The organism is Caulobacter sp. AVps16 (assembly GCF_058681455.1).
Window position 1 is genome coordinate 1,754,983 of the sequence record NZ_CM178739.1, and the last position, 24,028, is coordinate 1,779,010.

Sequence of the window (24,028 nt, forward strand, 5' to 3'; positions counted from 1 at the left end):
ACCGTGGATTTCAGCCCCCTGCCCGTCTCCAGCCTGATCGGGGCCTTTCTGCTGGCCTTTCCGGCCCTGTTCTCGATCGTCAATCCGGTCGGAGCCTCGCTGATCTTCGACCAGGCCATGGGCGGCCGCAGCCGTGCGGAACGCCAGAAGCTGGCCCGCAGCATCGGCTTCTATTCCTTCCTGGTCCTGTTCGGCTCCCTGCTGCTGGGCGGCTACATCCTCAACTTCTTCGGGGTCAGCCTGGGCGCGCTGCGCGTCGCAGGCGGACTCGTGGTGGCCATCCGGGCTTGGGGCCTGTTGATGGACCCGCAGGAACAGGAGGATCGCAAGACCAGCGACACCGACCCCGTCCGCCTGCAGGAAGACATCGCCTTCTTTCCGATGACCATGCCGTTCACGACCGGACCGGGCTCGATCTCTGTGGCCATAGCCCTGTCCTCGCAGCGGCCGACGGAAGGCAGTGCCGTCGGCTTCTTCGTCGGGGCCAGCCTGGCGGCGGCCGGGGTCGCGGCCCTGGTCTGGCTGCTCTACAGCGCCTCGGACCGGGTCACCCGGCTGCTGGGACAATCCGGGGCGCGGGTCCTGTCACGGCTTGTGGCCTTCCTGCTGCTCTGCATCGGCGTGCAGATCACGGCGTCCGGTTTCGAGAACCTCGTTTCGGTGTTCCTGGCCGCGCACCCAAACGCGTTCTAGCTGGAAAAGCCTGACGGGCTCCGCTACGCCCAGACGCGCCGCCTTCCTGCCCCAGAGCCCTCGTGACCGATCCTTCCGACTCCCGCCTGACGATCGATCTCGATGCCCTGTCGGCGAACTATCATGCGCTCAGGGCCGCGGCCTCGGGCGCGGACGTCGCTCCGGCGGTCAAGGCGGATGCCTACGGTGTCGGCGCGGCCCTGGTCGCAGACAGACTTTGGAACGAGGGCGCGCGCAGCTTCTACACAGCCCGGCTTTCCGAGGGCCTGGCCCTGCGCCGGAGCCTGGGCGATCGCGACGCAACGATCCATGTCCTGGACGGGGTCACGCCAGGGGCCGCCGACGCCCTGGTAGCGGCCCGCCTGACGCCGGTTCTGAACAGTCTTCCGCAGATCGAGGCCTGGAACAGCCAGGCCCGCGGCGGCCGGCTGGCTGCCAGCCTGCATATCGACACCGGCATGAACCGTCTGGGCCTGCGCCTGGAAGAGGTCCGGGTTCTGCTCGCGGCTATGGACCGTCTCAAGCATGTCGAGGTGACCCAGGTCATCAGCCACCTGGCCTGCGCCAACGAGCCGGACCACCCCCTCAACCCCAAGCAGCTGGAGCGCTTTCACGAGGCCGTGGCCCTGTTTCCTCAGGCGCGCCGAAGCCTTGCCAATTCCGCAGGCGTCTTCCTCGGCGAGGCCTATGCCTTCGATCAGGTTCGGCCGGGGATCAGCCTCTATGGCGGCGGACCGCACGACAGACCCGACCCACGGATCAGGGCTGTGGTCACCCTGGAAGCCCCGATCCTGCAGACCCGCAACGTGCCGCGCGGTGAGAGCATCGGTTACGGGGCGACCTTCACCGCAACGGACAATACCCGGGTCGCCATCCTGGCGGCCGGCTATGCCGACGGCATTCCGCGCGCCGCTCATCCTCGAGGCGCGGTCTGGTTCGACGGCCGGCGGCGCCCGATGCTGGGCCGGGTATCCATGGACCTGATCGCCGTCGACATCACCGACTGCGACGCCGCCCGCCCGGGGGCCATGATGCAGATCATCGGCCCAGATCTGTCCGTCGACGACGCGGCAGCAGCGGCCGGGACCACGGCCTATGAACTCCTGACCCGGATCGCACCCCGGGCCCACCGGGTGATCCTCTGATCCCACGTCCGGCTTTGGCGCAAGGCTCCATCACCCTGTAGGCTCCATCCATCCGAGAATCAGGAGCTTCCATGGCCCGTGACGGCGCCGTCTATGCCTGCCAGTCCTGCGGGGCGGTCCAGACCAAGTGGTCGGGCCAATGCCCGGCCTGCCAGGCCTGGAACAGCCTGGTCGAGGAAGTGGGCGCACGGCCACCGGGGGCCCTGTCGTCCACCAAGGCGACGCGCACGCGCGGCCTGCAGTTTCAGGGTCTGGAAAGTGACACCCCCGCTCCGCCCCGCATCGTCACCGGAGTCGACGAGTTCGACCGTGTCTGCGGTGGTGGCGTGGTGCCGGGCTCAGCGATCCTGATCGGCGGCGATCCCGGGGTCGGCAAGTCCACCCTGTTGCTGCAGGTCTGCGCCAATGCCGCCTCGCGGGGCGTGTCCTGCGCCTATATCTCGGGTGAAGAGGCCGTCGAGCAGATCCGGTCGCGGGCCGAGCGCATGGGCCTGGCCAAGTCGCCGGTCAGTCTGGCGGCGGAAACCAGTCTGCGCGACATCCTCGACGGCTTGAAGCGCGACAGTTTCGACCTGGTGGTGATCGACTCCATCCAGACCATGTGGAGCGACGCCCACGAAGCCGGTCCGGGCACCGTGACCCAGGTTCGCGCCTGCGCCACCGAACTGGTCCGGCTCGCCAAGAAGAAAGGGGTCGCCATCCTGTTGGTGGGTCACGTGACCAAGGACGGACAGATTGCCGGTCCGCGGGTGGTCGAACACCTTGTCGACGCCGTGCTGAGCTTCGAGGGCGAGCGCGGTTACCCGTTCCGCATCCTGCGCGGGGCCAAGAACCGCTTTGGGGCCACTGACGAGATCGGGGTCTTTGAAATGGGCGATGTCGGTCTGCGCGAGGTCAAGAATCCCTCGGCCCTGTTCCTCAATGAGGGTGGGGAGCGCGCGGCGGGGGCCGCTGTCTTTGCCGGAATCGAGGGGTCCCGGCCGGTCCTGGTGGAATTCCAGGCCCTGGTCTCACCCTCTGCCTATGGAACGCCCCGACGGGCGGTGGTCGGCTGGGACTCCGGACGCCTGGCCATGGTGCTGGCCGTGCTTGAATCGCGTTGCGGCCTTGGTTTTGGCGACAAGGACGTCTATCTGAACGTCGCTGGCGGCCTGCGCATTACAGAACCGGCGGCGGATCTCGCGGCGGCGGCCGCCCTGGCCTCATCGGCTTTGGATGTCGCTCTGCCCCAGGACTGCGTCGTGTTCGGCGAGGTCAGCCTGTCGGGCGAGGTGCGGCCTGTGAGCCGGATGGAGACGCGTTTGAAGGAAGCCGCAAAACTCGGTTTTGGCCGGGCGCTCGGACCGCTTTCGGGACTTCCGGACGGTGGCGGAGCCTTGCCGGTGGCCGGGGTGGCCAGGCTGGCAGATGCGGTGCGCCGGATCGGCGACGAAATCTGGGGCCAGCTGACGTGACGCCCTTCGACATCATTGCTGGCCTGCTGCTGATCACCTCGTGCTCTGTCGGTTTTGCCCGGGGCGCGTCGCGCGAACTGACCTCGGCCCTGTCCTTCATTTTCGCCGCAGCCCTGGCCCTGTTCAGCCTGCGCGTCAGCGGCCCGATCTTCCGCGACCTGATGGACCCGGACTGGGCCGCGACGGCCTGCGCCCTGCTCTTCGTGTTCGTGGCCGCCTTTGTGGTCCTGAGGTTCCTCGGCGGCCGGCTCACCGCCGGTCTGCATGAAAGTGCCCTGGGACTTCTGGACCGTGCGGTCGGCGCAGGTTTCGGCCTGATGCGGGCCCTGGTGATCCTGGGCGTGTTCAACATGCTGTTCCACATGGCCACACCGCCCGACCGCGTGCCGTCTTGGGTCGAGCGCTCGATCTTCTACCCCCTGTCCGGGGCCAGTGCGAAGGTCCTGAGAGTGTTTGCGCCAAAAGGCAGCGAACTGGCGGGCAAGCTTGCCCCGGCCATCGAAGGCGCGGTACGCGGGGCCAGCGACAATCCGCCGGACCGCAAGCCCGGCGAAACCGACTATGATCAGAACCAGCGTCAGGATCTCGACGATCTGGTGGAGAAATCGCGATGAGCTTTATCGGCCAGTCGACCGACCGGTTTTCCTCCGCGCCCTGGCGTGATCCCGAGGACGACACCCTGCGACTCGAATGCGGCGTGTTCGGGGTGTTCGGCGTTCGCGACGCCGCCGCTGTGGCCGCCCTTGGCCTGCACGCCCTGCAGCACCGAGGTCAGGAAGCCTGCGGCATCGCCGCCTTCGACGGCCAGCGTTTTCATACCGAGCGCCATATGGGCCATGTCGGTGACGCCTTCACCGGCAATGACCTAGTCGAGCGCCTGCCCGGCGGCATGGCCATCGGTCACACCCGCTATTCCACGGCCGGTGGCAGCGGCATCCGCAATGTCCAGCCGATGTTCGCCGATCTCGAGACCGGCGGCGTGGCCATTGCCCACAACGGCAACCTGACCAACTTCCTGTCGCTACGCGAACGGCTGGTGCAGGAAGGCGCGATCTTCCAGTCGACCAGCGACAGCGAGGTGATCCTTCACCTGATCGCCCGCTCACGGAAGGCCCGCATCGTCGACCGCTTCATCGACGCCGTGGCCCAGATCGAGGGCGGCTACGCCCTGGTCGCCATCACCAACAAGAAGATGATCGGTGTGCGCGATCCGCTGGGCATCCGTCCGCTGGTGCTGGGCGACCTGGACGGCCAGCCGATCCTGGCCTCGGAAACCTGCGCCCTGGACATGATCGGCGCCCGGTTCGTGCGCGACATCGAGCACGGCGAGATGGTGATCATCTCCGATACCGGCGTGAAGTCCCTGAAGCCGTTCAGCAGCCTGGCCGCGCGGCCCTGCGTCTTCGAATATGTCTATTTCGCCCGCCCCGACAGCGTGGTGAACGGCCGCTTTGTCTATGATGTGCGCAAGCGCATGGGCCAGCGGCTGGCTATCGAGACCGGGGTCGAGGCCGATGTGGTCGTGCCCGTGCCTGACAGTGGTGTGCCGGCTGCCATCGGCTATGCCCAGCAGAGCGGCCTGCCGTTCGATCTGGGCATCATCCGCAACCACTATGTCGGCCGGACCTTCATCCAGCCGACCCAGGGCGTGCGCGAACTGGGTGTGCGCATGAAGCACAGCCCCAACCGGGCCGTGCTGGAAGGCAAGCGCGTTGTGCTGATCGACGACTCCATCGTCCGCGGCACCACCTCGCTGAAGATCGTCCGCATGGTCCGCGAGGCCGGTGCCAAGGAGGTCCACCTCCGCTCGGCCAGCCCGCCGATCAAGTGGCCGGACTTCTACGGCATCGACATGCCCGAGCGCGAACAGCTGCTGGCGGCCAACAAGTCGCTGGAAGAGATGGCGCGGTTCCTGGAAGTCGACAGCCTCGGCTTCCTGTCGGTCGACGGCCTTTATCAGGCCCTGGAAGCTGGCCCGCGCGACCCGGTGACCCCGCAGTTCACCGACCATTATTTCACCGGCGACTATCCCACCCGCCTGACCGACCGCGAAGTGGCCGAAGGCCGCAACGAGGCCAATGACAAGCAGCTGTCGCTGCTCAGCGCGTAACCGGGCGTGCTCAACGGACTTTCCAACCTGCTCTCCAGGCTGAAGATCGACGGCTACATCGTCCTGCTGTTCGGCATGGTGGTGCTGGCCTCGGTCCTGCCGGTGCGTGGCGAGCTCGCGGCCGGGCTGAGCCTGGTGGTCAAGCTGGCCATCGCCCTGCTGTTCTTCCTGCATGGGGCCAAGCTGTCCCGCGAGGCCGTGGTGGCCGGGGTGACCCACTGGCGGCTTCACCTGACCATCCTGGCCTTCACCTATCTGCTCTTCCCGCTTCTGGGCCTGCTGGCCGCCCGCACCGGGATCCTGTCGCCCACCCTGGCGGCGGGCCTGGTGTTCCTGGCCTGCCTGCCCTCGACAGTGCAGTCCTCGATCGCCTTCACTTCCATCGCCCGAGGCAATGTCGCGGCCGCCGTCTGCGCCGCCTCGGCCTCGAACCTGCTGGGCATTTTTCTGACGCCGGTTCTGGTCAGCCTGCTGATGCACGCGCAGGCCGGCACAGCGGGCTGGAAACCGATCCAGGACATCGTCGTCCAGCTTCTCCTGCCCTTCATCGCTGGACAATTGGCCAGGCCCTGGGTCGGAGCCTGGATCGAGAAGCACAAGCAGCTAGTGGGCTATGTGGATCGCGGCTCGATCCTGCTCGTCGTCTATTCGGCCTTCAGCGCCGCCGTGGTCGCCGGGCTCTGGAAGCGGGTCACACCGCTCGAACTTCTGCTGCTCCTCGGGGTCTGCGGCCTTCTCTTGGCGGTCATCCTGCTGGCCACGACCTTCGGCGCGCGGGCCCTGGGCTTTGCCAAGGCCGACGAGATCGCCATCGTCTTCTGTGGCTCGAAGAAGAGCATGGCCACCGGCGTACCCATGGCCGGCATCCTGTTCCCCGGGGCCACGGCCGGGGTTCTGGTCCTGCCGCTGATGATCTTTCACCAGATCCAGCTGATGGCCTGCTCGGTGATCGCCCAGCACTATGCCCAACGCCCGGCGGATGACGCCACGGACGGGCTTCAAGAAGCGCCGCTCAGCCGCTAGAACGCCCCATGGATTCTTCAGCAAAACCGCTCGCGGGCCGTATCGCCCTGGTCACCGGCGCAACCCGGGGCATTGGTGCCGCCATCGCCCTGGGACTGGCCGAGGCTGGGGCCCATGTCATCGCCCTTGGTCGCACCCAGGGGGCGCTCGAAGCGCTCGATGACGCCATTTTTGCGGCGACGGCGGAGCATGCCACCCTTGTGCCGCTGGACCTGCGCGAGCCCGACGGCCTCGACGCCCTCGGCGCGGCCCTGCACCAGCGCTGGGGCAAGCTCGATATCGTGATCGGCGCCGCCGGTGTTCTGGGGGCCCTGACCCCTGTGGGCCACCTGGATCCCAAGGGCTGGGACATGATCATGGCCACCAACCTGACGGCCAACTGGCGCCTTATCCGGGCCATGGATCCCCTGCTGCGCGCCTCCGACGCCGGACGGGCCCTGTTCCTGACCAGTAGCGTGGCCAAGAGCCATCGCGCCTTCTGGGGCGGCTATGCGGCCTCCAAGGCCGGGCTGGAAGCCATTGTCGACTGCTATGCGGACGAGATGGAGAATACCCCGGTTCGGGCCCTCTGCGTCGACCCTGGGGCCATGCGGACAAAGATGCGCTCAGGCGCGTTCCCGGGCGAGGATCCGATGACCGTCCCGGCCCCCGAAAGCATAGTTCCCTATATCATCGATCTGGTGCGCCCCGATCGTGACCCGCCCCGGGGCGTGGCGCGGTTCAAGGAGCGGGGTCAGGAATCGGCCAGCCTCGGCTGAGCCCGGATCTGCAGCGCGACAAGGCCGCTCATCAGATCTCCAGCAGGTCTCGCCCGATGATGATCTCGCCGGAAAAATGCGGCCGCACGGCGTCCAGCCAGACGCTGTCGTCGAGGAACGGATAGCCACCGGGGACAAAATGCGACAGCACCAGGGTCTTGACCCCGGCCTGGGTCGCGATCCGCCCCACCTGCTCGGTCGTGGTGTGGCTGGCCAGCAAATGGTCCTTGAGCCGAACGGCATTGGGTTCGGAGGCCAGGAGCTGTTCCAGGGCTGGCAGGTACATGACCTCATGGACCAGCACATCCGCGCCACGGGCCAGCGTGACCAGCGCCTCCGACGGGGCAGTGTCGCCCGAGATCACGATGGACCGATCAGCCGTGTCGAAACGATAGGCAAAAGCCGGCGCGACCGGCGGGTGGCGCACAAGGGCGGCCGTCACCCTCACCCGGTCGTCCTGCAGGACCAGGCCGGGCCTGGTGATCTCATGCGGATGGATCAGGGGCCGCAGCGGCGGCCGCCCCTCGTCGGCGATCCGTGTCTTGATGTCGAAGCCGTTCAGTTCCAGGACCTGCCGCGTCATGGCCGCCAGGGGTGGCGGACCATAGGCGTCCACCCGATGATCCAGGTCTGCCGCCCAGGCCAGCAGCAGCAGATTGCCGTAGTCGGCATTATGGTCGGAATGGTGATGGGTAATGAAAACGTTGCGGATCGACCCGAGCTTCAGGCCGGCCGCCACGATCTGGCGCGCAACACCGTCCCCGCAGTCAATCACATAGGTCACGCCGTCGACGACGATAGCCTGGGCCGGTGCCGACCGGTTCTTCTTGGGCGTGGGGCCGCCGCCGGTTCCCAGCAGGATCAGCCGGGTCCCGGTCGTTGCCCGGGCCGGGCCGGATCCCGCCGACAGGGCCGCAGCACCAAGCGCTGCGCCCTGAGACAGCAGCCGACGGCGATCCAGAAGCATGACCCTTGGCTCCAGCCCTATTTGCCCTTGGGTTTCCCCGGGCCCTTGTTGCCGCGAACAATGCCGGAGCCGGCCACCGGCCGCCTTGGACCGCTCGCAGCCTTGCCGCCGGCAGCCTTGAAGCCGACCTTGTAGCTGGGCGTGCTCGAGACCTTCTTCTGGGCGCGCGGCCCCTGCTTCTTCACCGACTTGACCGCGCCCTTGCCCGGTTCGGCCGCAGGCGTGGCGACAGCCGCGCTGGTGGTCTTGGCCTCGGCCTTGACGGTGGGCTTGGGGCCCCTCACCGGCTTCTTCTCGGGCGTCGGCAGGCCGGCTTCGGCTGCCGCAGCCGCGGCGGCCTCGTCGGCCAGGCGCTTGGACTTCTTGACGGTGTTGCGTGAGGCGCGGATGCGCTCTTCCTCACGCTCACGGCGTTCAAACTCCCGCTTGCCGCGACCGCTGTGGCCCTTGGCCTCGCCATCGGCATAGGGATTGGCCCCGGACTTGATGGTGATGCGCAACGGCACCCCCGGCAGGTCGAAGCTTTCCCGCAGGGAGTTGATCAAATAGCGCCGATAGTGATCCGGCATCTGGTCGGCCCGGCTGGAGAACAGCACGAAGGTCGGCGGGCGGGCCTTGGTCTGGGCCATGTACTTGGGCTTGACGCGCTTGCCGCTGACGGCGGGCGGTGGATGGCGTTGCATGGCCATCTGCAGCCAGTCGTTCAGGTCACGGGTCTTGACCTTGGTCGACCAGTCCTTGTGGATCTTCAGCACGGCCGGCATGAGCTTTTCAATGCCCTTGCCGGTCTCGCCGGACAGGGCCACCACCGGCGCGCCGCGCACCTGGGGCAGCATACGCTCGGCATGTTCGCGGAAGGCCGCCAGCTGGGCGGCCGGGTCTTCGACCAGATCCCACTTGGCCAGGACGAAGACCAGGGCCCGCCCTTCCCGCTCGGTCAGGTCAGCGATCTGCAGATCCTGGATCTCGAACGGATGGGTGGCATCCATGACCAGAAGCACCACCTCGGCGAAGGTGATGGCCCGGATCGTGTCCTGGGTGGAGAGCTTTTCCAGCTTCTCCTGAACCTTGGCCTTCTTGCGCAGGCCGGCCGTATCAACCAGCCGGACCTTCTTGTCGCCCCAGACCCAGTCGACCGAAATGGAGTCGCGGGTGATCCCGGCTTCAGGGCCGGTCAGGAGGCGCTGCTCGCCGATCAGGCGGTTGACCAAGGTCGACTTGCCGGCATTGGGACGACCGACAATGGCCAGCCGGATGGGCTTGTCGTCATCGTCCTCATCGTCGGAATACTGGTCTTCCGGAAAGGCTTCCAACATGGCCGCATAGAGTTCGGCCATGCCTTCGCCATGCTCGCCCGAGATCGGGATCGGCTCGCCGAGGCCCAGTTTGTAGGCCTCGCCGATCCCCGACTGGCCGGCTTTGCCCTCGGCCTTGTTGGCGGCGATGATGACCGGCTTGCCCCGGCGACGCAGCAGGGTGGCGAAGACCTCGTCCAACGGGGTCACCCCCTCACGGGCGTCATAGATGAACAGCGAGACGTCGGCTTCCTCGACCGCCAGCTCGGTCTGATGGCGCATGCGGGCCTCGAGGCTTTCGTCCGAGACGTCCTCAAAGCCGGCGGTGTCGATCAGCTCCAGTTCCAGGTCGCCGAGGCGGCCCGAGGCGTAGCGGCGGTCACGGGTGACCCCGGGCTGGTCGTCGACAATCGCCAGCTTCTTGCCGGCGAGACGATTGAACAGCGTGGACTTGCCGACATTGGGGCGGCCGACGATAGCGAGTTTCAATGGCATAGGTGTGCAGTAGTCGATTTTTCCGGTTCCCGCAAAGCGGACAACCCGGGTCGGCTTGTGCCGACCCGGGCTTGGGAACCTCTGGAGATTGATCGCCGGGCCGAAGAGGCCGGCGCAGAAGACTTAGCGGATCGCCACCAGCTGGGCGTCGTCAGTGACGAGATAGACCGTATCCCCGACCGCGATCGGGGCGAGCAGCACCGGGGCACCGATCTTCAGGGTCTTTTCCGTGGCCCCGGTCTTGGGGTTCAGGGCAACGGCCTGGCCGTCGCTCGATACCGTGATCAGCCGGCCCGAGGCCAGGATGGGGGTCGACCAAAGGCGTGGATGCTTGGCCAGCTTCTTCTTCTGGCGCTTCGACTGGCCCAGGCCTTCGTTGAGGTCACGGATCCAGTAGACCGAACCGCTTTCGCGCGCGACGCAGATCACCTGGCCGGACTTGTCGACGACATAGACCACGTCTCCCGCTGCCCAGGGACTGGTGATCCCGGTGATCGGCAGGCTCCAGCGGGCCTGACCGGTACGCAGATCGGTGGCCGAAAACACGCCGGAATGGCTGACGGCGAAGACGTCGCCCTTGTAGATAACCGGTCGGCCCGGGATGTCGCGGATCTCGGACAGGGCATTGGTCCGGCTGGCCCGCGACAGGGCTTCGCTCCACAGATCATTGCCATTGGCCGCTCGCAGCGCCACCAGTTCGCCCGAGGCGAAGCCAGCGACGGCCGTGTCGCCACTGACCGCGACACTGGGGGCCGACAGGATGCGGGCCGGCTCGATCAGGGCCTGGTAGGTCCAGCCGGGCGCGCCCGTGCCGGCATTGAAGGTCAGGAGTTCATTGTCGGTCGACACGACGAACACCCGTCCGTCGACCACGGTCGGGGCCGCATGGATCGGGGTCGAGGTCGTCTGGCGCCAGGCCTCGGTCCCCGTTGTCGCGTCGAGCTGGGCAACGAACCGGAAGCCGGAGGCCACGATCAGCTTGTTGTCCGGGCTCAGGGCCAGACCGCCGCCGAAGCCCAGACGATCATTCTTGACGCCACCGAGGCCGAAGAAGCCGCCCTTGCCCGGTCCGGCCGAGGGACGCAGATCCTTGCGCCAGTCGACCGTGCCGGTCTTGGCATCAATCGCCGAGACCGTGGACTCGCCGTCCATGACATAGATCCGGTCCGCGGTTGCCACCGGCGGGGCCGTAATGTGGAACTTGCGATTGCCCTTCTGACCGAAGCCCTTGCGCCAGGCGATCTCGAACGCCTTGCCGGCATCGACATGCTCGACGGACTGTTCGGCATTGCCGCCCGGCAGTCGCCATTCCGTCTGAACGGCAGGCTCCGGCAGATAGAATTCGGTACCCTTGAGCGCCTCGGCAGCCTCGACCTTCTGATCAAAGGCGATCACCGAGATGCGCTGACCCTGGGTCGCCTTGGCCTTGTCCTTTTCGGCCTTGTCGAAGGGATTCAGCTTCGAGACCGACGAGGAGACCGTGGAACAGCCGCTCACCGCCATCGCCGCCGACATCAGCGCGATCAGCGCTGTAGAACGCTTGGAAATCATGGGGCGGCTCATTGGGCGCCGGTGGGCGCGGTTTGCGGTGCAGTCGGCAGAACGGCCAGGGGCGGCAGGGCAATCGACGCCTTGACCACGGCGGCCAGATCCTTGGCCGAGCCGGAATCGATCATTTGCATGGCCGCCTGGGCGCGCTGGCGCACGCCTTCAGAATTGTTGTCCAGCAGGTTGGCCAGGATGGAAAAGTCCTCGCGAGCCCCCTTCAGGTCGCCCGACTGAAGCTTGGCGAAGGCCAGGGCTTCTTTGGCGTTCACCCGGTATGGGCTCTTCTCCCCCGTCAATGGCGTCAACCTCGTTTCAGTGTCCTTGAACGAGGCCGTATCCATCAGGGCCAAGGCGGATTTGAGGCGCGCCAGATCCCCGATGACCGGGTCCGACGAAAGCTTGGCCGCCTCGTCGAAGTAACGCACCGCGTCGGCCGTCTTTCCCTCGTCGAGCCGGATGCCGCCCAGATGCATCAGGGCCAGGGCGCGGTAGCCCGGCGAACCGCCCTTGGAAATCGCTTCCATGGCCGAGAGCCCCTTGGCCGCCCCTTCGCGGCCCATGGTCTCCAGAGCGGCCTGATAGGCTTCAGAGGCCTTGGCGGCTTCCTTGGTCTGATAGGCCGTCCAGCCCCAGAAGCCGCCGACACCGATGACAACCGCCACCGTGGCCGCGCCGATCCAGGGCAGCGCCTTCAGCGCGAGGGTCCTGTAACGGTCGGAGCGAAGCTGCTCTTCGACCTCGTCAAAAACATCGACCACGAACGAGGCTCCGAAACGGACGCTCACAGCGCCCTGACGCATCAGCGCCGGACGGATCCGGCGATGACGCATGGTTTACAACAGAATGCGGCCGGCAAAGGGCCGCCAGCGCAGGCGGGGAACCTATAGCGGGAAAGGGCCAGCCGCAACGGGCCCTGGCGCAAGCACTAGCTCTTCTTGGCGTAGTAGGTCTCGGCCTCGCCCGGGAAGGTCCGGGCCTTGACGTCGGACGCATAGGTCTGCGCCGCCCGCTCGATCTCGCCTTTCAGATCGGCATAGCGACGCACGAACTTGGGCGTCCAGTCGAACAGGCCCAGCATGTCGTCGGTGACCAGGATCTGGCCGTCACATCCCGCTGAGGCCCCGATGCCGATGGTCGGCGGAGCGATGGCAGCTGTAATCTCGCGTGCCAGACTTTCGGCGACACCCTCGACGACCACGGCAAAGGCCCCGGCATCGGCCGTACGGCGGGCCTCCTCGAGAATCAGGGCGCGACCGGCCTCATCCCGCCCCTTGGCCTTGAAGCCCCCATCGACCAGCACCGCCTGGGGGCGCAGGCCCACATGGCCCATCACCGGCACACCGCGCTGGGTCAGATATTCAATCGTCGCCGGAACGGTGGGACCGCTCTCGACCTTCACGGCCTGGGCACCGGTCTCCTTCATGATCCGCACCGCATTGGCATAGGCCAGTTCAGGCGACGCCTCATAGGATCCGAACGGCATGTCGACCACGACCATGGCCTTGCGCGAGCCCCGCATCACGGCCTGGCCATGCAGGATCATCATCTCCAGCGTGACCCCGACGGTATTGGGCATGCCGTGCACCACCATGCCCAGCGAGTCGCCGACCAGCAGCAGGTCACAGGCGTCGTCGAGCGCAGCCGCCACGGGCGCGGTGTAGGCGGTCAGGCAGACGATGGGCACACCGCCCTTGCGGGCGGCGATGTCGGGGGCTGCGAGGCGGCGAACCGTCTCATCACGGTGCGAGGACAGAACCATGCTCCAGGTCAGGCCCCGATAGGGGCGAAGGCGCGCTGTTGTCGGCCAGATCGCCCCGCACTGCAACATGAACAGCGATCAGTCGATATCGCCTCAGAACTCTTCCATGGCCCGGGTCACGGCGAAGCCCAGGGCCAGAAGCGCCAGTCCCGCCGCCAGCCACAGCGCTTCCATGCTGGCGGGCGTTGCGACCACCTCGCTGAACTTGGCAAAAGCCAGGTCGATATCGGCGTTCAGATCTCGGGTTCCATTGCGCGACAGGGTCTGCAATTCGGCAGAGAAGCGGGTGGCCACCAGCTGCACTGCCGCAATCACGCCCGCCGCGACGCCCGCTCCGCCAATCAGAAGACGACGCAGCGCCCAGCCACGGTCAAGGCTGGCAGCAATCTGGGCGGTAAACAGCTCGGCGTCCGGAAAAGCCGGTGGCTCATTGAAAAGCCGTGTCAGCCGCGCTTCGAAATCGGGTTCAGCCATGAGCTTCCCTCCTCGCGCTTTCAGTCGGTGGGGCCAGTCTGGCCCTGAGTTTATCCAAACCACGTTTGACATGGGATTTCACCGTGCCGATCGGGATGTTCAAGGCCTCGGCGACCTCGGCGTGGGACCAGTCGCCCCCATAACAGAGCGAAACGCAAAGCCGCTCGCCTTTCGACAGGGCCTTGAGGGCCTCGTCCAGGTCGATCCGGTTGGCCGTCCGCGGCTCATTTAGGGCAGCAGGATCGTCACCGTCCTGGGCCTGGTCGGTGAAGATCATGCGCGCTTCACGCTTGACCTTGCGAAGATAGCAACGCGCTGCGATCCGCTTGATCCAGCCGGCAAAAGCGCCATCGCCGCGATAGTCCGCCACCTGTTCGAAACCGGCCAGGAAGGCGTCCTGGGCCAGGTCGTCGGCGGTCGCCGGGTCGGCCCCCATGCGGCGCAGCAGGCCCCGGACTGCCGAGCCGTGTCGCCGGACCAGCTCGCCATAGGCGCGCCGGTCGCCCGCCGCCGCAAAGGCGGCGAGCTCGACATCGTGACCCGTTGGTGGGCGGTCCATGGACATGCCGTTCCCCTCGCCAAGCCTTTGTCGTCAGACGCGCTTGTACTTGTTGGGATTGAAGAAGCTGAGAATGACGAAGGCCAGGCCGATCACGATCGGAATGCAGGCGATGCCGAGGCCCGGCGAGTGAAAATCATGATCGCCGAAGTCAGCAAAGAAACTGAAGGCTGCGAAGCCGATGCCGATAGCCATCCAGATCACGCCTGCGCGCATGTCGCTCAGCGAGGTGGGAGCGACCTTCACGTTACGCGTCAGAGCGTCGATGACTTCCGGAGGCACCGGTTGCCCCTTGTCAATCGCTGCACGCAACGTCGACTGCATCTCAATGCGTTCGCGGCTCTTCAGCCAAACCGGCACAATCACGATGGCTGCGATGACCATGAAAAAGATGATGGGGATCCAGACCTCATCCATAGCGAAACTCCTCTTGTTGGGGGCGAGACATCCATGTCGCCGCCTTCTGACTATAAGAGGCACCGGGACATGTGTTTGGAGGCACCCGGCGAGATGAAACTTTCGTAAGCTAGCGGGAGGCCAGCAACCGGTCCCCCACAACCAAAGCGGCAAGCGCCACGAGCAACATGCCCGCCGCCGGGGCGAGGCTAGGGGCCAGGGTGTCAACTGCCAGGTTCAGGATCGGCGCGCAGGCCCACAGGACCACGCTAGCGGCCAAGGCAGCAAAGCCGCCAAGGGCCAGCCGATCGAGCAAGATCCTGCGTTCAACGGCCTCCATGACCTCGGCCACGAAGACACCAGACGCCTGCGGCGCGGGCGTTTCGCCCAGAAATTCTGCCAGACGATCTTCGGGACTCATGACGGATCTCCCAGAACAGCCAGCAGTCTCTCACGACCACGGGTAACATGCGACTTCACCGTGCCAAGCGGCAATTTGAGGACCTCGGCTGCCTCACCATGCGACCAGCCCTGACCGAGGCAGAGGGTGACACAGGCACGCTGGTCTTCTGGCAAGGTGTCGAGCGCCGCCTGCAGGGCCAGGCGCTCGTCCTGGCCGACCTCGCCAGAGGCTTCCAGGGCTTCCTGACCACGCCAGTCCTCGTCGCGGCGAGCCGATCGGCGCGCGCTGCGACTCTGGTCCTGGGCCTTGCGCCAGGCGATACCAAAGAGCCAGGCCCGGAACCCCTCATCGGCGCGCAATCGTCCCAGGCTCGTCCAGGCCGCTACAAAAGCGTCCTGGGCGATGTCGTCGGCGTCAGCCCAGCCGCTCTTCCGCAGGAACCCCCGGAGGGGTTTCTCGTGGATTGCGACCAAACGAGCGAACGCTGCCTGGGATCCGGCCCGCGCCGCCCTGACGAGCGGCGCATCCATCAGATCTTCGGGCCTCGACCCGTAAGCACCGACACTAAAGACGCCAGGCTGAGCGCGCCCATGACGAAGGCGACGATCAGGAAGGCCGGGCCGGCCTCATAGAGATCTGACGTCGCGGCATAGGCGAAACCCATGCACATCACGCCAAACAGCACCACATAGTACCAGCCACTCTCACGGCGATAGCGTGACCGCATGTCATCACGATCATCGTCGAGATCGTAGTTGCTGCGCTTGTTCAGGCGCGCCACCAGCTCCTGCGGCGGCTCGCGCCCGCTCGCAGCATAGGCCTTCAGCAGATCCAGCGTGTCGCGGTTGCCGCGATAGGACAGCCAGCTCTGGAAGCCGCCATACACAAACCAGGCCAGTGGAAAGATCAGCCACCAGAACGAACGGAACAGGTCTTCCATGATTTTCCCTCCGAGAACTGTCAGTTGGCTTTGAGACGGGCGAACAGTTCGGCCGGCGGCTCGCGCCCAGCCTTGGTATAGGTCTCGATCAGATCCACAACGTCACGACGGGCCTTGTAATCCAGCCAGGCGCGCCAGGCGGCAATCAGGAACCAGCCCAAGGGAAAGACCAGCCACCAGAAGTCTCGAAACAGGCTCAGCATGGTTTGGGCTCCAGAGGGTGCCAGGCTCGGCACCGTTTTCTGAAGGTTAGTCGCCGCCGGACGCCGCCCTGGATGCAACGAGATGCGAAATAATTTCCGACGGCGATTCAAACACGATGGTCGGACCATGCTCGGCCAGGATCGCCCTCTTGGCAGCACCCCAGGTCACGGCACCGCTGGCCAGGCCCAAGGCGCGGGCCGCTTCGATATCGCGGGTCTCGTCCCCAATGCAGATGACCCGGTCGCGCGCGGCACCGGAGGTCACCTTGCGAAACTTGCGGGCCTTGCCGAACAGCGAGGCCCCACAGGAGAACTGGCTGATCAGACCCGACAATTCCGGCCCGAGCACCGCGCGGATGGTGCCTTCGCTGTTGGAACTGACCACGGCGAGGCGAAGCCCCGCCTCGTGAAGGGTCCGCAGCATACTGGCTGTTTCCGGAAACAGCGGAATGGACTCGCACTCGGCCGCCATCAGCTTTTTGCCGTGCCGGGCGATCATCGGCAGTTTCCAGGGCGAGATGCCCAGATAGCGAATGACCTCGCGCGTCCCGCGGCCGCGCAGCATATCGATTTCTTCGTCGGTGACGGTCTTGAACCCGAACCGCTGGGCCATGGGATTGACGGCCTTGATCATCCACGCCGCGCTGTCGGCCAGCGTGCCGTCAAAGTCAAAAATGACCATGTCGTAGGACGGAACGGGTTGGGCCCCCACGGAACAGTTCCTGCACTTCTGGTTTCAAACGACGCGAGCTTGGCCGAAATAGCCCCGCCTCGCCCCGATTGTCGTCTTAAAAATCAGCCGACTCGCGTCTGGCGCAAAACCAATTGGCCTCAAGCGGCCGCTTCGAACAGCCGGGCATAGAGATCCGGCTTGAAGCCCGCGGTCAACGCTCCATTGATGTCGAGCATGGGCCGCTTGATCATCGAGGGCTGGGCTAGCATCAATTCCACGGCCTTTGCGGCGTCCAGGCCTTGTTTCTGGACCTCCGGCAGCTTGCGGAAGGTCGTGCCGGCCCGGTTCAAAACCGCCTCCCACCCCAGGCCCTCGACCCAGCGGACAAGATGATCGCGGTCGATACCAACGGCCTTGTAGTCGTGGAAGGCGTGGACGACCCCATGGTCGTCCAGCCAGTCCCGGGCCTTCTTCATGGTGTCACAGGCCTTGATTCCATAGACGGTCACGGTCATGGCCCTGATCCCTCCGTCGCGCGTCACGCCGCCTTGGCGGCGGCCAGGCTGGCGCGAAGACGTTCAGCGACTGCGCCCAGGGTGATGGCCGACAGCGCTTCATCAACCTCAAGCGCATCGTCGGTCGATGCGATCAGGGCCAGGCGGTGGGTGAAGTCCGTCACTGCCGTGATGTGCTGCGCCAGAAGGTCGACAGTATGCAATTCCTGCATGACCTGATTGCGGCTCTCCGGCGGGCTCGCCGCCAGGATCTGACCCAGAGCGTCGTCCAGCTTGCCGCAGGCCTCGGCCGCAATGGACATTTCCGCCGACACGGCGGCCAAGATCGCGGCGATGCTGGAACCCGCGCTGTCCTGTTCCGAACTCATACTTCCCCCGACTTTGGACTTCTGACGATTTTTTGGTCCCAACACGCGTCGACGTGAGGGCCTTGCGGTGAAGGTGGAGTGATCCCGGGTCCAACCGCAAGGACCATTTACACCAAACAGGCGAATTGCGACCTTCGATCCGGGTCTTGCGCCTCAGGCCTCGATGATATGCGGCACGAAACGCGCCAGGTTTTTGGTCACCACGCTGTCATCCTCGCGAATGCCGATCCCCGCAGGCCGATTGCCGACCATCCAGGCCCCGACCACGGGATGCTTGCCTCCAAAGGTCGGAGGCGGGTGAAAGGCCTGCACTATGGCACCCTCCCGGCCGTAGCCCTGGTCCAGGACCGGCTCATCCCCGCCGATGATCTCGACATTGGCCCCTTCGCGCGAAAACAGGGGCTTGCGCACATGGCGCGGGCCCAGGTTCGAGGCCCGCGTGTCATCCTCGAAATAGGCTTCCAGAAGATTGGGGTGGCCAGGATGCCGCTCCCAGAGCAGGGGCAAGATGCCCTTGTTCGACAGGATCGCCTTCCAGGGTGGCTCAAGCCAGCGCACAGCGGCGGTCTTTAAATGGGCCGCATAGGGCTCGCGTAGCATGAACTCCCAGGGATAGAGCTTGAAGGCCGCCTTGAGGATGAACCCCTCGCTGTCGACAAACTGGCCCTCGGCGTTCACCCCAATGGCATCGATCGCGACGAACCTGGGATCGAGCCCGGCCTGCAGGGCCAGGTCTTCCAGGAAGCGCACGGTCTGGCGATCCTCAATGGCCGCAGCATCACTGGCGAAATGCACGAAGCCACCGGCCGGGAACAGGGTTGCGAAGCGGTCCCGCAAGGCCTCGAACAGGCTGTTGAACTGATCGGTTCCCGCCTGCAGCGCGCCGGTCGCCATGAGGTCTTCCAGCCAGAGCCACTGAAAGGTCGCCGCCTCGAACACGCTGGTGGGCGTGTCGGCATTGTACTCATAGAGCTTGGGCGGGCCTGAGCCGTGATAACCGAAGTCAAAGCGGCCATAGAGCGAAGGCTCGCGGGCTCGCCAGGAGGCAGCGATGAAGTCCTGATGCTCGGCCGGGATCGCCAACCGGGTCATCAGGGCCTCGCTCCCCACGGCCTCATCGACGAGGTCGAGGCAAAGCTCGTGCAGCACTTCCGCCGCCGGCTCCAGATCGCCTTCAATCTGGGCCAGGGTGAAGGCATAGGCCACCGACTCATCCCAATAGGGCTGGCCGTCCGTGTGGTGGTAGACGAAACCGACAGCGTCAGCCTTCGCCTGCCAGTCTGGTCGGGGCGTCAGATCAAGTCGACGCACGCGGATCAGGCGTCGCTGGCTTTGGGATCGGCCGACTTCTGCTCGATCTGCAGAGGCGGTGCGGCCGGCGGGGCGAGACGCGCCAGAATGTCATCGGCCGAGGACTGACCTGGACCGATCCCGGCCAGGCGCAGCTTTTCGTCGAGGTCGGCGCCCGTACGGCGATCTTCCAGTTCGCCGGCGGCCTTGATGCGCTCGCCACGAATGGCCTGACGCTCCTTGATCCGGGCCAGGCTGTCGGCAGCCGAACCGAGGGACGAGCCTGCACCCGCGCCTCGTGCCGCCACCGCAGCCTGGGCCTTCTGGACAGATTCATTGACCTTCACGACCTCGACCTCACGGCGCAGGGTCTCAACCCGGCGATCCGTGGCGGTGATGGCCTGATGCAGCTGGTCCTCAGCCTGACGCATGCCCTCGATCTGGGGCTCCTTCAGGGCAATGTCCTGCTCAAGGTCAGCGATGCGCTGGGCGACCTGACGCGCAAGATCCATGTCGCCCTTGCCGACGGCTGCGCGGGCAGACCCTTCGTACTTGGTCACCTGCTCGCGGAAGCTGGACACTTCCTTTTCCAGGATGCGCCGCCGGGCCACGAGGGTGGCCAGGTCGTCACGGGCCTTGCCCTGGGCGGTGTCGGCATCGCGGATTTCCTGGTCCAGGATCCGGATGGCATTGGCGTCGACGACGGCGGCCGTGGCGTCATGCGCGCCTGCGCGGCCCAGGGTGAACAGCTTGCGCCAGATGGACATCGGGGGGTCTCCGGGAACGATTTCAGGCGGGAGTGAAGGACGAGCGCAGATCGGACGCTGCCTCGATGGCATTTTCGGCCAGCACGCGCAGTTCGATCAGAATGTCATCGAGCGACGAGGACGGCGCCAGTTCGCCGAACAGTTCGTAATAGTCACGGTCACCGACTGTGCCGATGCCGAAATTCGACAGGGGCACCAGTTTCTGGGCCTTGAGCAGGAACTCGTTGAAGGCGTGGCGATCTTCCTGCTCGTCGACCGGCCACAACAGGACCGAAGCCGCGATCTGCTGGTCGCTGGCGCTGACGAAGATCTCCAGGTCGCCCTGCTCGTGCATGGTGACCAGCAGGATCGGATCCGCCCCTTCGACGACCCGGGCCGTCAGGGCCTCGCCCCCCCCTGTGGACAGGGCGGCCTGCAGCGAGCGAACAGTCCAGGCGGCGGTCGTCATGGGGATTCATCCTCTAGAGGTCGTGGCGTTTCATACAAGATGGGAGGCCGAATGCCAGTCGTCGAGAGCCTCGCGAAAACCTTGCCCATGACAAGTTGGTAATGGCGCGGCCCCTTTTGCAGAAGCACCGCGCGTCGTACAGGTAGAGGGAGTCGCCACCGGGTCCGCTTTCGATGTTCAGCAAGCTTTTCGGACGCAAGGACGTTGCGCTCGCCGCGCCGGCCCTGCCCGCCATACGCAATGTCACCCTGGGTCGAACCGTCTGGCTCGACACCCTGGCCTGGCGGCGTTTTGGCGGCGACACCCGGTTCTACCTGGACCGCGACACGCTGGAGATCTCCGCCCAGGGCTTGGTGGACCTCAAGGACGGCGGCTTCGTCCATCGCTTCTATACCGATGATCATGTGATGTTTCAGGCTGTCTCCGACGATCGTGAAGGCCAGCGCCTGACCGACGTGACGGTCTTCATGCCCTGGGACAGTGCCTATCCCGGCGGTCGCGCCGATCGTGAGGCCTGGACCGCCCGGCTGCAGGCCCGCACCTTCACGGCCAAGGGCCTGCCGGACTATCTCCGCCTGTGGTTTGGCGATGAGGCCGAGCACCAGGATCCCGTCACCTTCTGGGAAGACTTGCATGATGACCGGGACGGCGTTCCCGACCGGCGGATCTTCCAGACCTGCATGCTGTTCGCCCGCGACCTTCCGGGTGACGGCCGTGAGTTACTGCTCGCCATTGAGCAGGAGAGCGAAGACCATGAGGTCTCGTTCGAGATCATGCTCGGCATCCCGCTGGAAGCCGGCGAATTCAAAGCCTGAACGGAAAGAGACAGACCATGTTTGATCTTCAGGGGTTCGCCACCAGCGCCCTCGCCTTTCTGGTGGCCTTCGTCGCCGCCGGCCTGTTCACCGTGGCCTTCAAGGTCATCTACCAGTGGGTGACGCCCTATCATGAGGGCAAGCTGATCCGGGAGGGCAATGTCGCTGCCGCCCTCGCCCTCGGCGGTGCCCTGGTCGGCTATGTCCTGCCACTGGCCTCGGCCCTCAGCCACACCGTCTCGCTGGTCGAGTTCTGCGCCTGGGCCGCCCTGGCCGGCATCATCCAGATCGCCGCCTTCACCCTGATCCGCGTCGTGGTGATGAAGGACGTCGCCGCCCGCATCGAGCGCGGCGAACTGGCCGCCGGGGTCTATCTGGCCAGCATCTCCCTGGCCGTGGGCCTGATCAATGCCGCCTGCATGACGTCATGAGCCGCCCCATGTCCGATCAAGCCCAACCCCGCCTGAAGCGCTCGCGCAGCCTGACCCTGACCACCCTGATGGCGGGCGCTGCGGTGTCGATCACCGCTTGCGACAGTGCGCCGGCCGTCACCCAATGGGGCGATCCGCCGGCCGCCCAATCCGGCCGCGCCGTCGAGGCCCGCACCTTTACCAGTCTCGACGAGTGCAAGGCCTCAGGCGACTTCACCGCCCAGCAATGCGAAACGACCCTGGCCCAGGCCCAGAAGGACAGTGCCGAGAACGCCCCCAAGTTCAACGACCAGCAGAGCTGCGAGGAACGCTATGGCGTTGACCAGTGCGTGCCACGCTCCAGCCAGGGCGGCGGCAGCTTCTTCACGCCGCTCCTGACCGGTTTCATCATTGGTCAGGCGCTCGACAACATGGGCGGCGGCTATCGCGGCGCGCCCATGTATCGCGATCGTAACGGGACCTATTACGGCGGTGGCGGCTATCCGCTGTCGCGCGACTATGTCAGCGGCCGGACGCGCGTACGTTCGGAGAGCTTTGACGCTCCGTCGAGAGCCGAGGCCCCGGCGCGGGTCCAGAGCCGCAGCTCCGTGATCTCCCGTGGCGGATTTGGCGGCGGCCGGTCGTTCGGCGGTTGATCGGCAGCATGTCCTCCGCGCTTTCCCGCACCGCCGCCGAGGCCATGGACGCTGCTGATCCCCTGGCGGCCTTCGTCGACGAGTTCGAACGTCCGGCCGGTGTGATCTATCTGAATGGCAATTCCCTGGGCCCCGCCCCGAAGGCCGCCCTGACCCGGGTCGCCGAGGCAGCGCGCCAGGAATGGGCCACGGACCTGATCACCAGCTGGAACAAGGCGGGCTGGTTTGATCTGCCCTATCGACTCGGCGACCGTCTGGCCGGTCTGATCGGTGCCGGGCCTGGAGAAGTCGTCCTGACCGACGGCACCGGTCTGAACCTCTATCGCGTGGTCTCCGCCGCCCTGGCCCTGCGCCCCGACCGTCGGGTGATCGTCATGGAAGGCAGCAACTTCCCGACCAATAACTATGTCGTCCAGGGCCTGGTCCAGTCCCTCGGCCAGGGACATCAGATCCGCTTTGCCGAACTGGATGACCTTGCCGCCGCCATAGACGACGATGTGGCCGCCGTCGTCCTGACCCATGCGCACTACAAGTCCGCCCATGTGCTGGACATGGCCGGCATCACCGCCAGAGCCCATGCCCACGGAGCCCTGGCGATCTGGGACCTTTGCCACAGCGCCGGGGCCATGGCGGTCGACCTGAACGGCTGCGACGCTGACTTTGCCGTCGGCTGTACCTACAAGTATCTGAACGGTGGCCCCGGCAGCCCGGCCTTCCTGTTTGTGGCCACACGCCACCAGGCAACGGCTACCCAGCCCATGACCGGCTGGTGGGGCCATAGCGCGCCCTTCGCCTTCGAGCGCGACTACCGGCCTGCCACGGGGATCGGTCGCATGCTGACCGGAACCCAGCCGATTCTCAGCCTCGTGGCCACCGAGGCCGGGATCGACATGATCGCGCGGGCGGGTACCGGGGCGATCCGGGCGAAGTCCCAGGCCCTGGGTCAGCTGTTCCAGTCCCTGATGGACGAGCGCCTGCCCGACGCCGGCTTTATCCTGACCAGCCCGGCGCACCCGAAGGACCGCGGTGGCCACATCGCCTTCGACCACGCTTCGGGCTATCCGATCATGAAAGCCCTGATCGCCCAGGGCGTGATCGGCGACTTCCGGGCCCCGGCCACCTTGAGGTTTGGCTTCGCGCCCCTGCATCTGCGGTTTGTGGATGTGTGGGATGCGGTGGATCGCCTGGCCGGGATTATCCATCAGGGCGTCTGGCGCGATCCTGCCTATGCCGCCGTCGACGCCGTGACCTGAAGGACGTCAATCCGGCCAATTGGCATCAGGGGACAGGCCTCGGTTTCGTCAGGTCGAACGATACCCGAAACAACCTCCCGGGCCGCGACAGCTGGTAGACGAAGGCGCGATCGGTCATCTCCAGGGTCCAGACATTGGTATTGGACACCGCCCTGTTCAGACGGGTGAAGAGGGCCCGGGACTCCGCATCGACCGGAAAGGCCTGAACCTCGACGGAACCGTCCTCGACCGTGTCGCCGCCATAACGCGAGAGCTCGTCCTCGACGCCATCTGGATGGCGATGATCATGCTTGAGACGCAGGCGCTGGTTGTCCAGCCGGTTGATGACCCAGGTCCGGGATCGATCCTCGCCCACCCGAAACGGAATGCGGATTTCGACGGCGTCGCAGGATGACACGGTCATTACCAGCTCGGCCTTGCGAAAGGCCTCATCGGCCGGATCACCGCTGACGACCTGGCCCATGAAACTCTGGCCGCACAGACCGCGCAACCGCTCGAAGAAACCTTCGGCGGCCGTTTGCGCCGACGCCTGGGTCTGCAGGGTCGCAAGCCAGGCCAGGGCACAAAGCGCCGGGATACGTTTCATGTCTGTCTCCTCGCGTGGCTCGGAC

At 65.8% G+C, this 24,028-nt stretch carries 30 protein-coding genes; 11 read left to right on the top strand and 19 right to left on the bottom strand.

The genetic code is table 11. The annotated features are described in order from the left end of the window. Positions 1–3 precede the first annotated feature (3 nt). From ACW17U_RS08520 to ACW17U_RS08550, 7 genes are all read left to right on the top strand, one after another. The gene (locus ACW17U_RS08520; protein ID WP_062146210.1) at positions 4–693 is read left to right on the top strand and encodes a MarC family protein; all 690 of its coding nucleotides are present in this window, start codon (positions 4–6) and stop codon (positions 691–693) included. A gap of 62 nt (positions 694–755) precedes the next feature. Beyond that, positions 756–1,838, top strand: a complete 1,083-nt coding sequence (alr, locus tag ACW17U_RS08525; RefSeq protein WP_492055530.1) for an alanine racemase — start codon at positions 756–758, stop codon at positions 1,836–1,838. Positions 1,839–1,909: 71 nt separating this feature from the next. Further along, complete coding sequence (radA, locus tag ACW17U_RS08530) at positions 1,910–3,292, top strand: DNA repair protein RadA (RefSeq protein ID WP_492055531.1); 1,383 nt, start codon at positions 1,910–1,912, stop codon at positions 3,290–3,292. Continuing rightward, positions 3,289–3,906 (top strand): CvpA family protein, encoded by a 618-nt coding sequence (locus ACW17U_RS08535; RefSeq protein ID WP_492055532.1) that lies wholly within the window; start codon positions 3,289–3,291, stop codon positions 3,904–3,906. The genes radA and ACW17U_RS08535 overlap by 4 nt, the downstream gene beginning before the upstream one ends. Further along, the gene (gene purF / locus ACW17U_RS08540; protein ID WP_492055533.1) at positions 3,903–5,402 is read left to right on the top strand and encodes an amidophosphoribosyltransferase; all 1,500 of its coding nucleotides are present in this window, start codon (positions 3,903–3,905) and stop codon (positions 5,400–5,402) included. Before ACW17U_RS08535 ends, purF begins: the two co-directional genes overlap by 4 nt. A 75-nt stretch (positions 5,403–5,477) precedes the next feature. Continuing rightward, positions 5,478–6,425 (top strand): bile acid:sodium symporter family protein, encoded by a 948-nt coding sequence (locus ACW17U_RS08545; RefSeq protein ID WP_084746222.1) that lies wholly within the window; start codon positions 5,478–5,480, stop codon positions 6,423–6,425. Positions 6,426–6,433: 8 nt separating this feature from the next. Beyond that, a complete protein-coding gene (locus ACW17U_RS08550; protein WP_492055534.1) occupies positions 6,434–7,183 on the top strand; it encodes an SDR family NAD(P)-dependent oxidoreductase in 750 nt (249 codons plus the stop codon). Between the two features lie 31 nt (positions 7,184–7,214). Here the strand turns inward: ACW17U_RS08550 and ACW17U_RS08555 are convergent, their stop codons facing one another. The 18 genes from ACW17U_RS08555 to ACW17U_RS08640 all read right to left on the bottom strand — a co-directional run bounded on the left by ACW17U_RS08555 (position 7,215) and on the right by ACW17U_RS08640 (position 20,283). Continuing rightward, the gene (locus tag ACW17U_RS08555; protein WP_492055535.1) at positions 7,215–8,150 is read right to left on the bottom strand and encodes an MBL fold metallo-hydrolase; all 936 of its coding nucleotides are present in this window, start codon (positions 8,148–8,150) and stop codon (positions 7,215–7,217) included. 17 nt (positions 8,151–8,167) lie between these two features. After that, the gene (der, locus tag ACW17U_RS08560; protein WP_492055536.1) at positions 8,168–9,940 is read right to left on the bottom strand and encodes a ribosome biogenesis GTPase Der; all 1,773 of its coding nucleotides are present in this window, start codon (positions 9,938–9,940) and stop codon (positions 8,168–8,170) included. Positions 9,941–10,063: 123 nt separating this feature from the next. Beyond that, complete coding sequence (locus ACW17U_RS08565; RefSeq protein WP_492055537.1) at positions 10,064–11,503, bottom strand: PQQ-like beta-propeller repeat protein; 1,440 nt, start codon at positions 11,501–11,503, stop codon at positions 10,064–10,066. Continuing rightward, entirely contained in the window at positions 11,500–12,246 is a 747-nt protein-coding gene (locus tag ACW17U_RS08570; protein ID WP_062151422.1) for a tetratricopeptide repeat protein, read from the bottom strand. Before ACW17U_RS08570 ends, ACW17U_RS08565 begins: the two co-directional genes overlap by 4 nt. Before the next feature lie 167 nt (positions 12,247–12,413). Continuing rightward, a complete protein-coding gene (panB, locus tag ACW17U_RS08575) occupies positions 12,414–13,241 on the bottom strand; it encodes a 3-methyl-2-oxobutanoate hydroxymethyltransferase (RefSeq protein ID WP_062151420.1) in 828 nt (275 codons plus the stop codon). Between the two features lie 99 nt (positions 13,242–13,340). Next, positions 13,341–13,721, bottom strand: a complete 381-nt coding sequence (locus tag ACW17U_RS08580) for a hypothetical protein (RefSeq protein ID WP_062146189.1) — start codon at positions 13,719–13,721, stop codon at positions 13,341–13,343. Beyond that, a complete protein-coding gene (locus ACW17U_RS08585; RefSeq protein ID WP_492055538.1) occupies positions 13,714–14,286 on the bottom strand; it encodes an RNA polymerase sigma factor in 573 nt (190 codons plus the stop codon). The genes ACW17U_RS08580 and ACW17U_RS08585 overlap by 8 nt, the downstream gene beginning before the upstream one ends. A 27-nt stretch (positions 14,287–14,313) precedes the next feature. Further along, positions 14,314–14,697 (bottom strand): DUF6249 domain-containing protein, encoded by a 384-nt coding sequence (locus tag ACW17U_RS08590; RefSeq protein WP_492055539.1) that lies wholly within the window; start codon positions 14,695–14,697, stop codon positions 14,314–14,316. Between the two features lie 109 nt (positions 14,698–14,806). After that, on the bottom strand, positions 14,807–15,097 hold the full coding sequence (locus ACW17U_RS08595) for a hypothetical protein (protein WP_492055540.1): 291 nt from the start codon (positions 15,095–15,097) through the stop codon (positions 14,807–14,809). Then, positions 15,094–15,609 (bottom strand): RNA polymerase sigma factor, encoded by a 516-nt coding sequence (locus ACW17U_RS08600; RefSeq protein WP_492055541.1) that lies wholly within the window; start codon positions 15,607–15,609, stop codon positions 15,094–15,096. The genes ACW17U_RS08595 and ACW17U_RS08600 overlap by 4 nt, the downstream gene beginning before the upstream one ends. Continuing rightward, the gene (locus tag ACW17U_RS08605; RefSeq protein ID WP_492055542.1) at positions 15,609–16,019 is read right to left on the bottom strand and encodes a hypothetical protein; all 411 of its coding nucleotides are present in this window, start codon (positions 16,017–16,019) and stop codon (positions 15,609–15,611) included. The genes ACW17U_RS08600 and ACW17U_RS08605 overlap by 1 nt, the downstream gene beginning before the upstream one ends. 20 nt (positions 16,020–16,039) lie before the next feature. Next, on the bottom strand, positions 16,040–16,222 hold the full coding sequence (locus ACW17U_RS08610; protein ID WP_492055543.1) for a hypothetical protein: 183 nt from the start codon (positions 16,220–16,222) through the stop codon (positions 16,040–16,042). A gap of 46 nt (positions 16,223–16,268) precedes the next feature. Beyond that, a complete protein-coding gene (locus ACW17U_RS08615; protein WP_492055544.1) occupies positions 16,269–16,934 on the bottom strand; it encodes an HAD hydrolase-like protein in 666 nt (221 codons plus the stop codon). 119 nt (positions 16,935–17,053) lie between these two features. After that, entirely contained in the window at positions 17,054–17,410 is a 357-nt protein-coding gene (locus ACW17U_RS08620) for an ArsC family reductase (protein ID WP_492055545.1), read from the bottom strand. 23 nt (positions 17,411–17,433) lie between these two features. Continuing rightward, the gene (locus ACW17U_RS08625; RefSeq protein ID WP_492055546.1) at positions 17,434–17,778 is read right to left on the bottom strand and encodes a DUF8776 family protein; all 345 of its coding nucleotides are present in this window, start codon (positions 17,776–17,778) and stop codon (positions 17,434–17,436) included. A gap of 153 nt (positions 17,779–17,931) precedes the next feature. Continuing rightward, positions 17,932–19,089 (bottom strand): glutathionylspermidine synthase family protein, encoded by a 1,158-nt coding sequence (locus ACW17U_RS08630; protein ID WP_492055547.1) that lies wholly within the window; start codon positions 19,087–19,089, stop codon positions 17,932–17,934. Positions 19,090–19,094: 5 nt separating this feature from the next. Further along, on the bottom strand, positions 19,095–19,835 hold the full coding sequence (locus ACW17U_RS08635) for a PspA/IM30 family protein (RefSeq protein ID WP_492055548.1): 741 nt from the start codon (positions 19,833–19,835) through the stop codon (positions 19,095–19,097). Positions 19,836–19,857: 22 nt separating this feature from the next. Next, a complete protein-coding gene (locus tag ACW17U_RS08640; protein WP_492055549.1) occupies positions 19,858–20,283 on the bottom strand; it encodes a YjfI family protein in 426 nt (141 codons plus the stop codon). A 173-nt stretch (positions 20,284–20,456) separates the two neighbouring features. Between ACW17U_RS08640 and ACW17U_RS08645 the strand changes: the two genes are divergently transcribed. The 4 genes from ACW17U_RS08645 to kynU are packed head-to-tail and all read left to right on the top strand — an operon-like array spanning position 20,457 to position 23,417. Next, entirely contained in the window at positions 20,457–21,098 is a 642-nt protein-coding gene (locus ACW17U_RS08645; protein WP_492055550.1) for a DUF2491 family protein, read from the top strand. A 17-nt stretch (positions 21,099–21,115) separates the two neighbouring features. Continuing rightward, entirely contained in the window at positions 21,116–21,529 is a 414-nt protein-coding gene (locus ACW17U_RS08650) for a DUF350 domain-containing protein (protein WP_492055551.1), read from the top strand. A gap of 8 nt (positions 21,530–21,537) precedes the next feature. Then, positions 21,538–22,164: a DUF1190 domain-containing protein gene (locus ACW17U_RS08655; RefSeq protein WP_492055552.1), complete on the top strand. Its 627-nt coding sequence runs from the start codon at positions 21,538–21,540 to the stop codon at positions 22,162–22,164. An 8-nt stretch (positions 22,165–22,172) separates the two neighbouring features. Then, positions 22,173–23,417 (top strand): kynureninase, encoded by a 1,245-nt coding sequence (kynU, locus tag ACW17U_RS08660; protein ID WP_492055553.1) that lies wholly within the window; start codon positions 22,173–22,175, stop codon positions 23,415–23,417. A gap of 25 nt (positions 23,418–23,442) precedes the next feature. On the opposite strand, the gene ACW17U_RS08665 is transcribed toward kynU, so the two are convergent. Then, positions 23,443–24,003, bottom strand: a complete 561-nt coding sequence (locus ACW17U_RS08665) for a hypothetical protein (protein ID WP_492055554.1) — start codon at positions 24,001–24,003, stop codon at positions 23,443–23,445. Positions 24,004–24,028 lie beyond the last annotated feature (25 nt).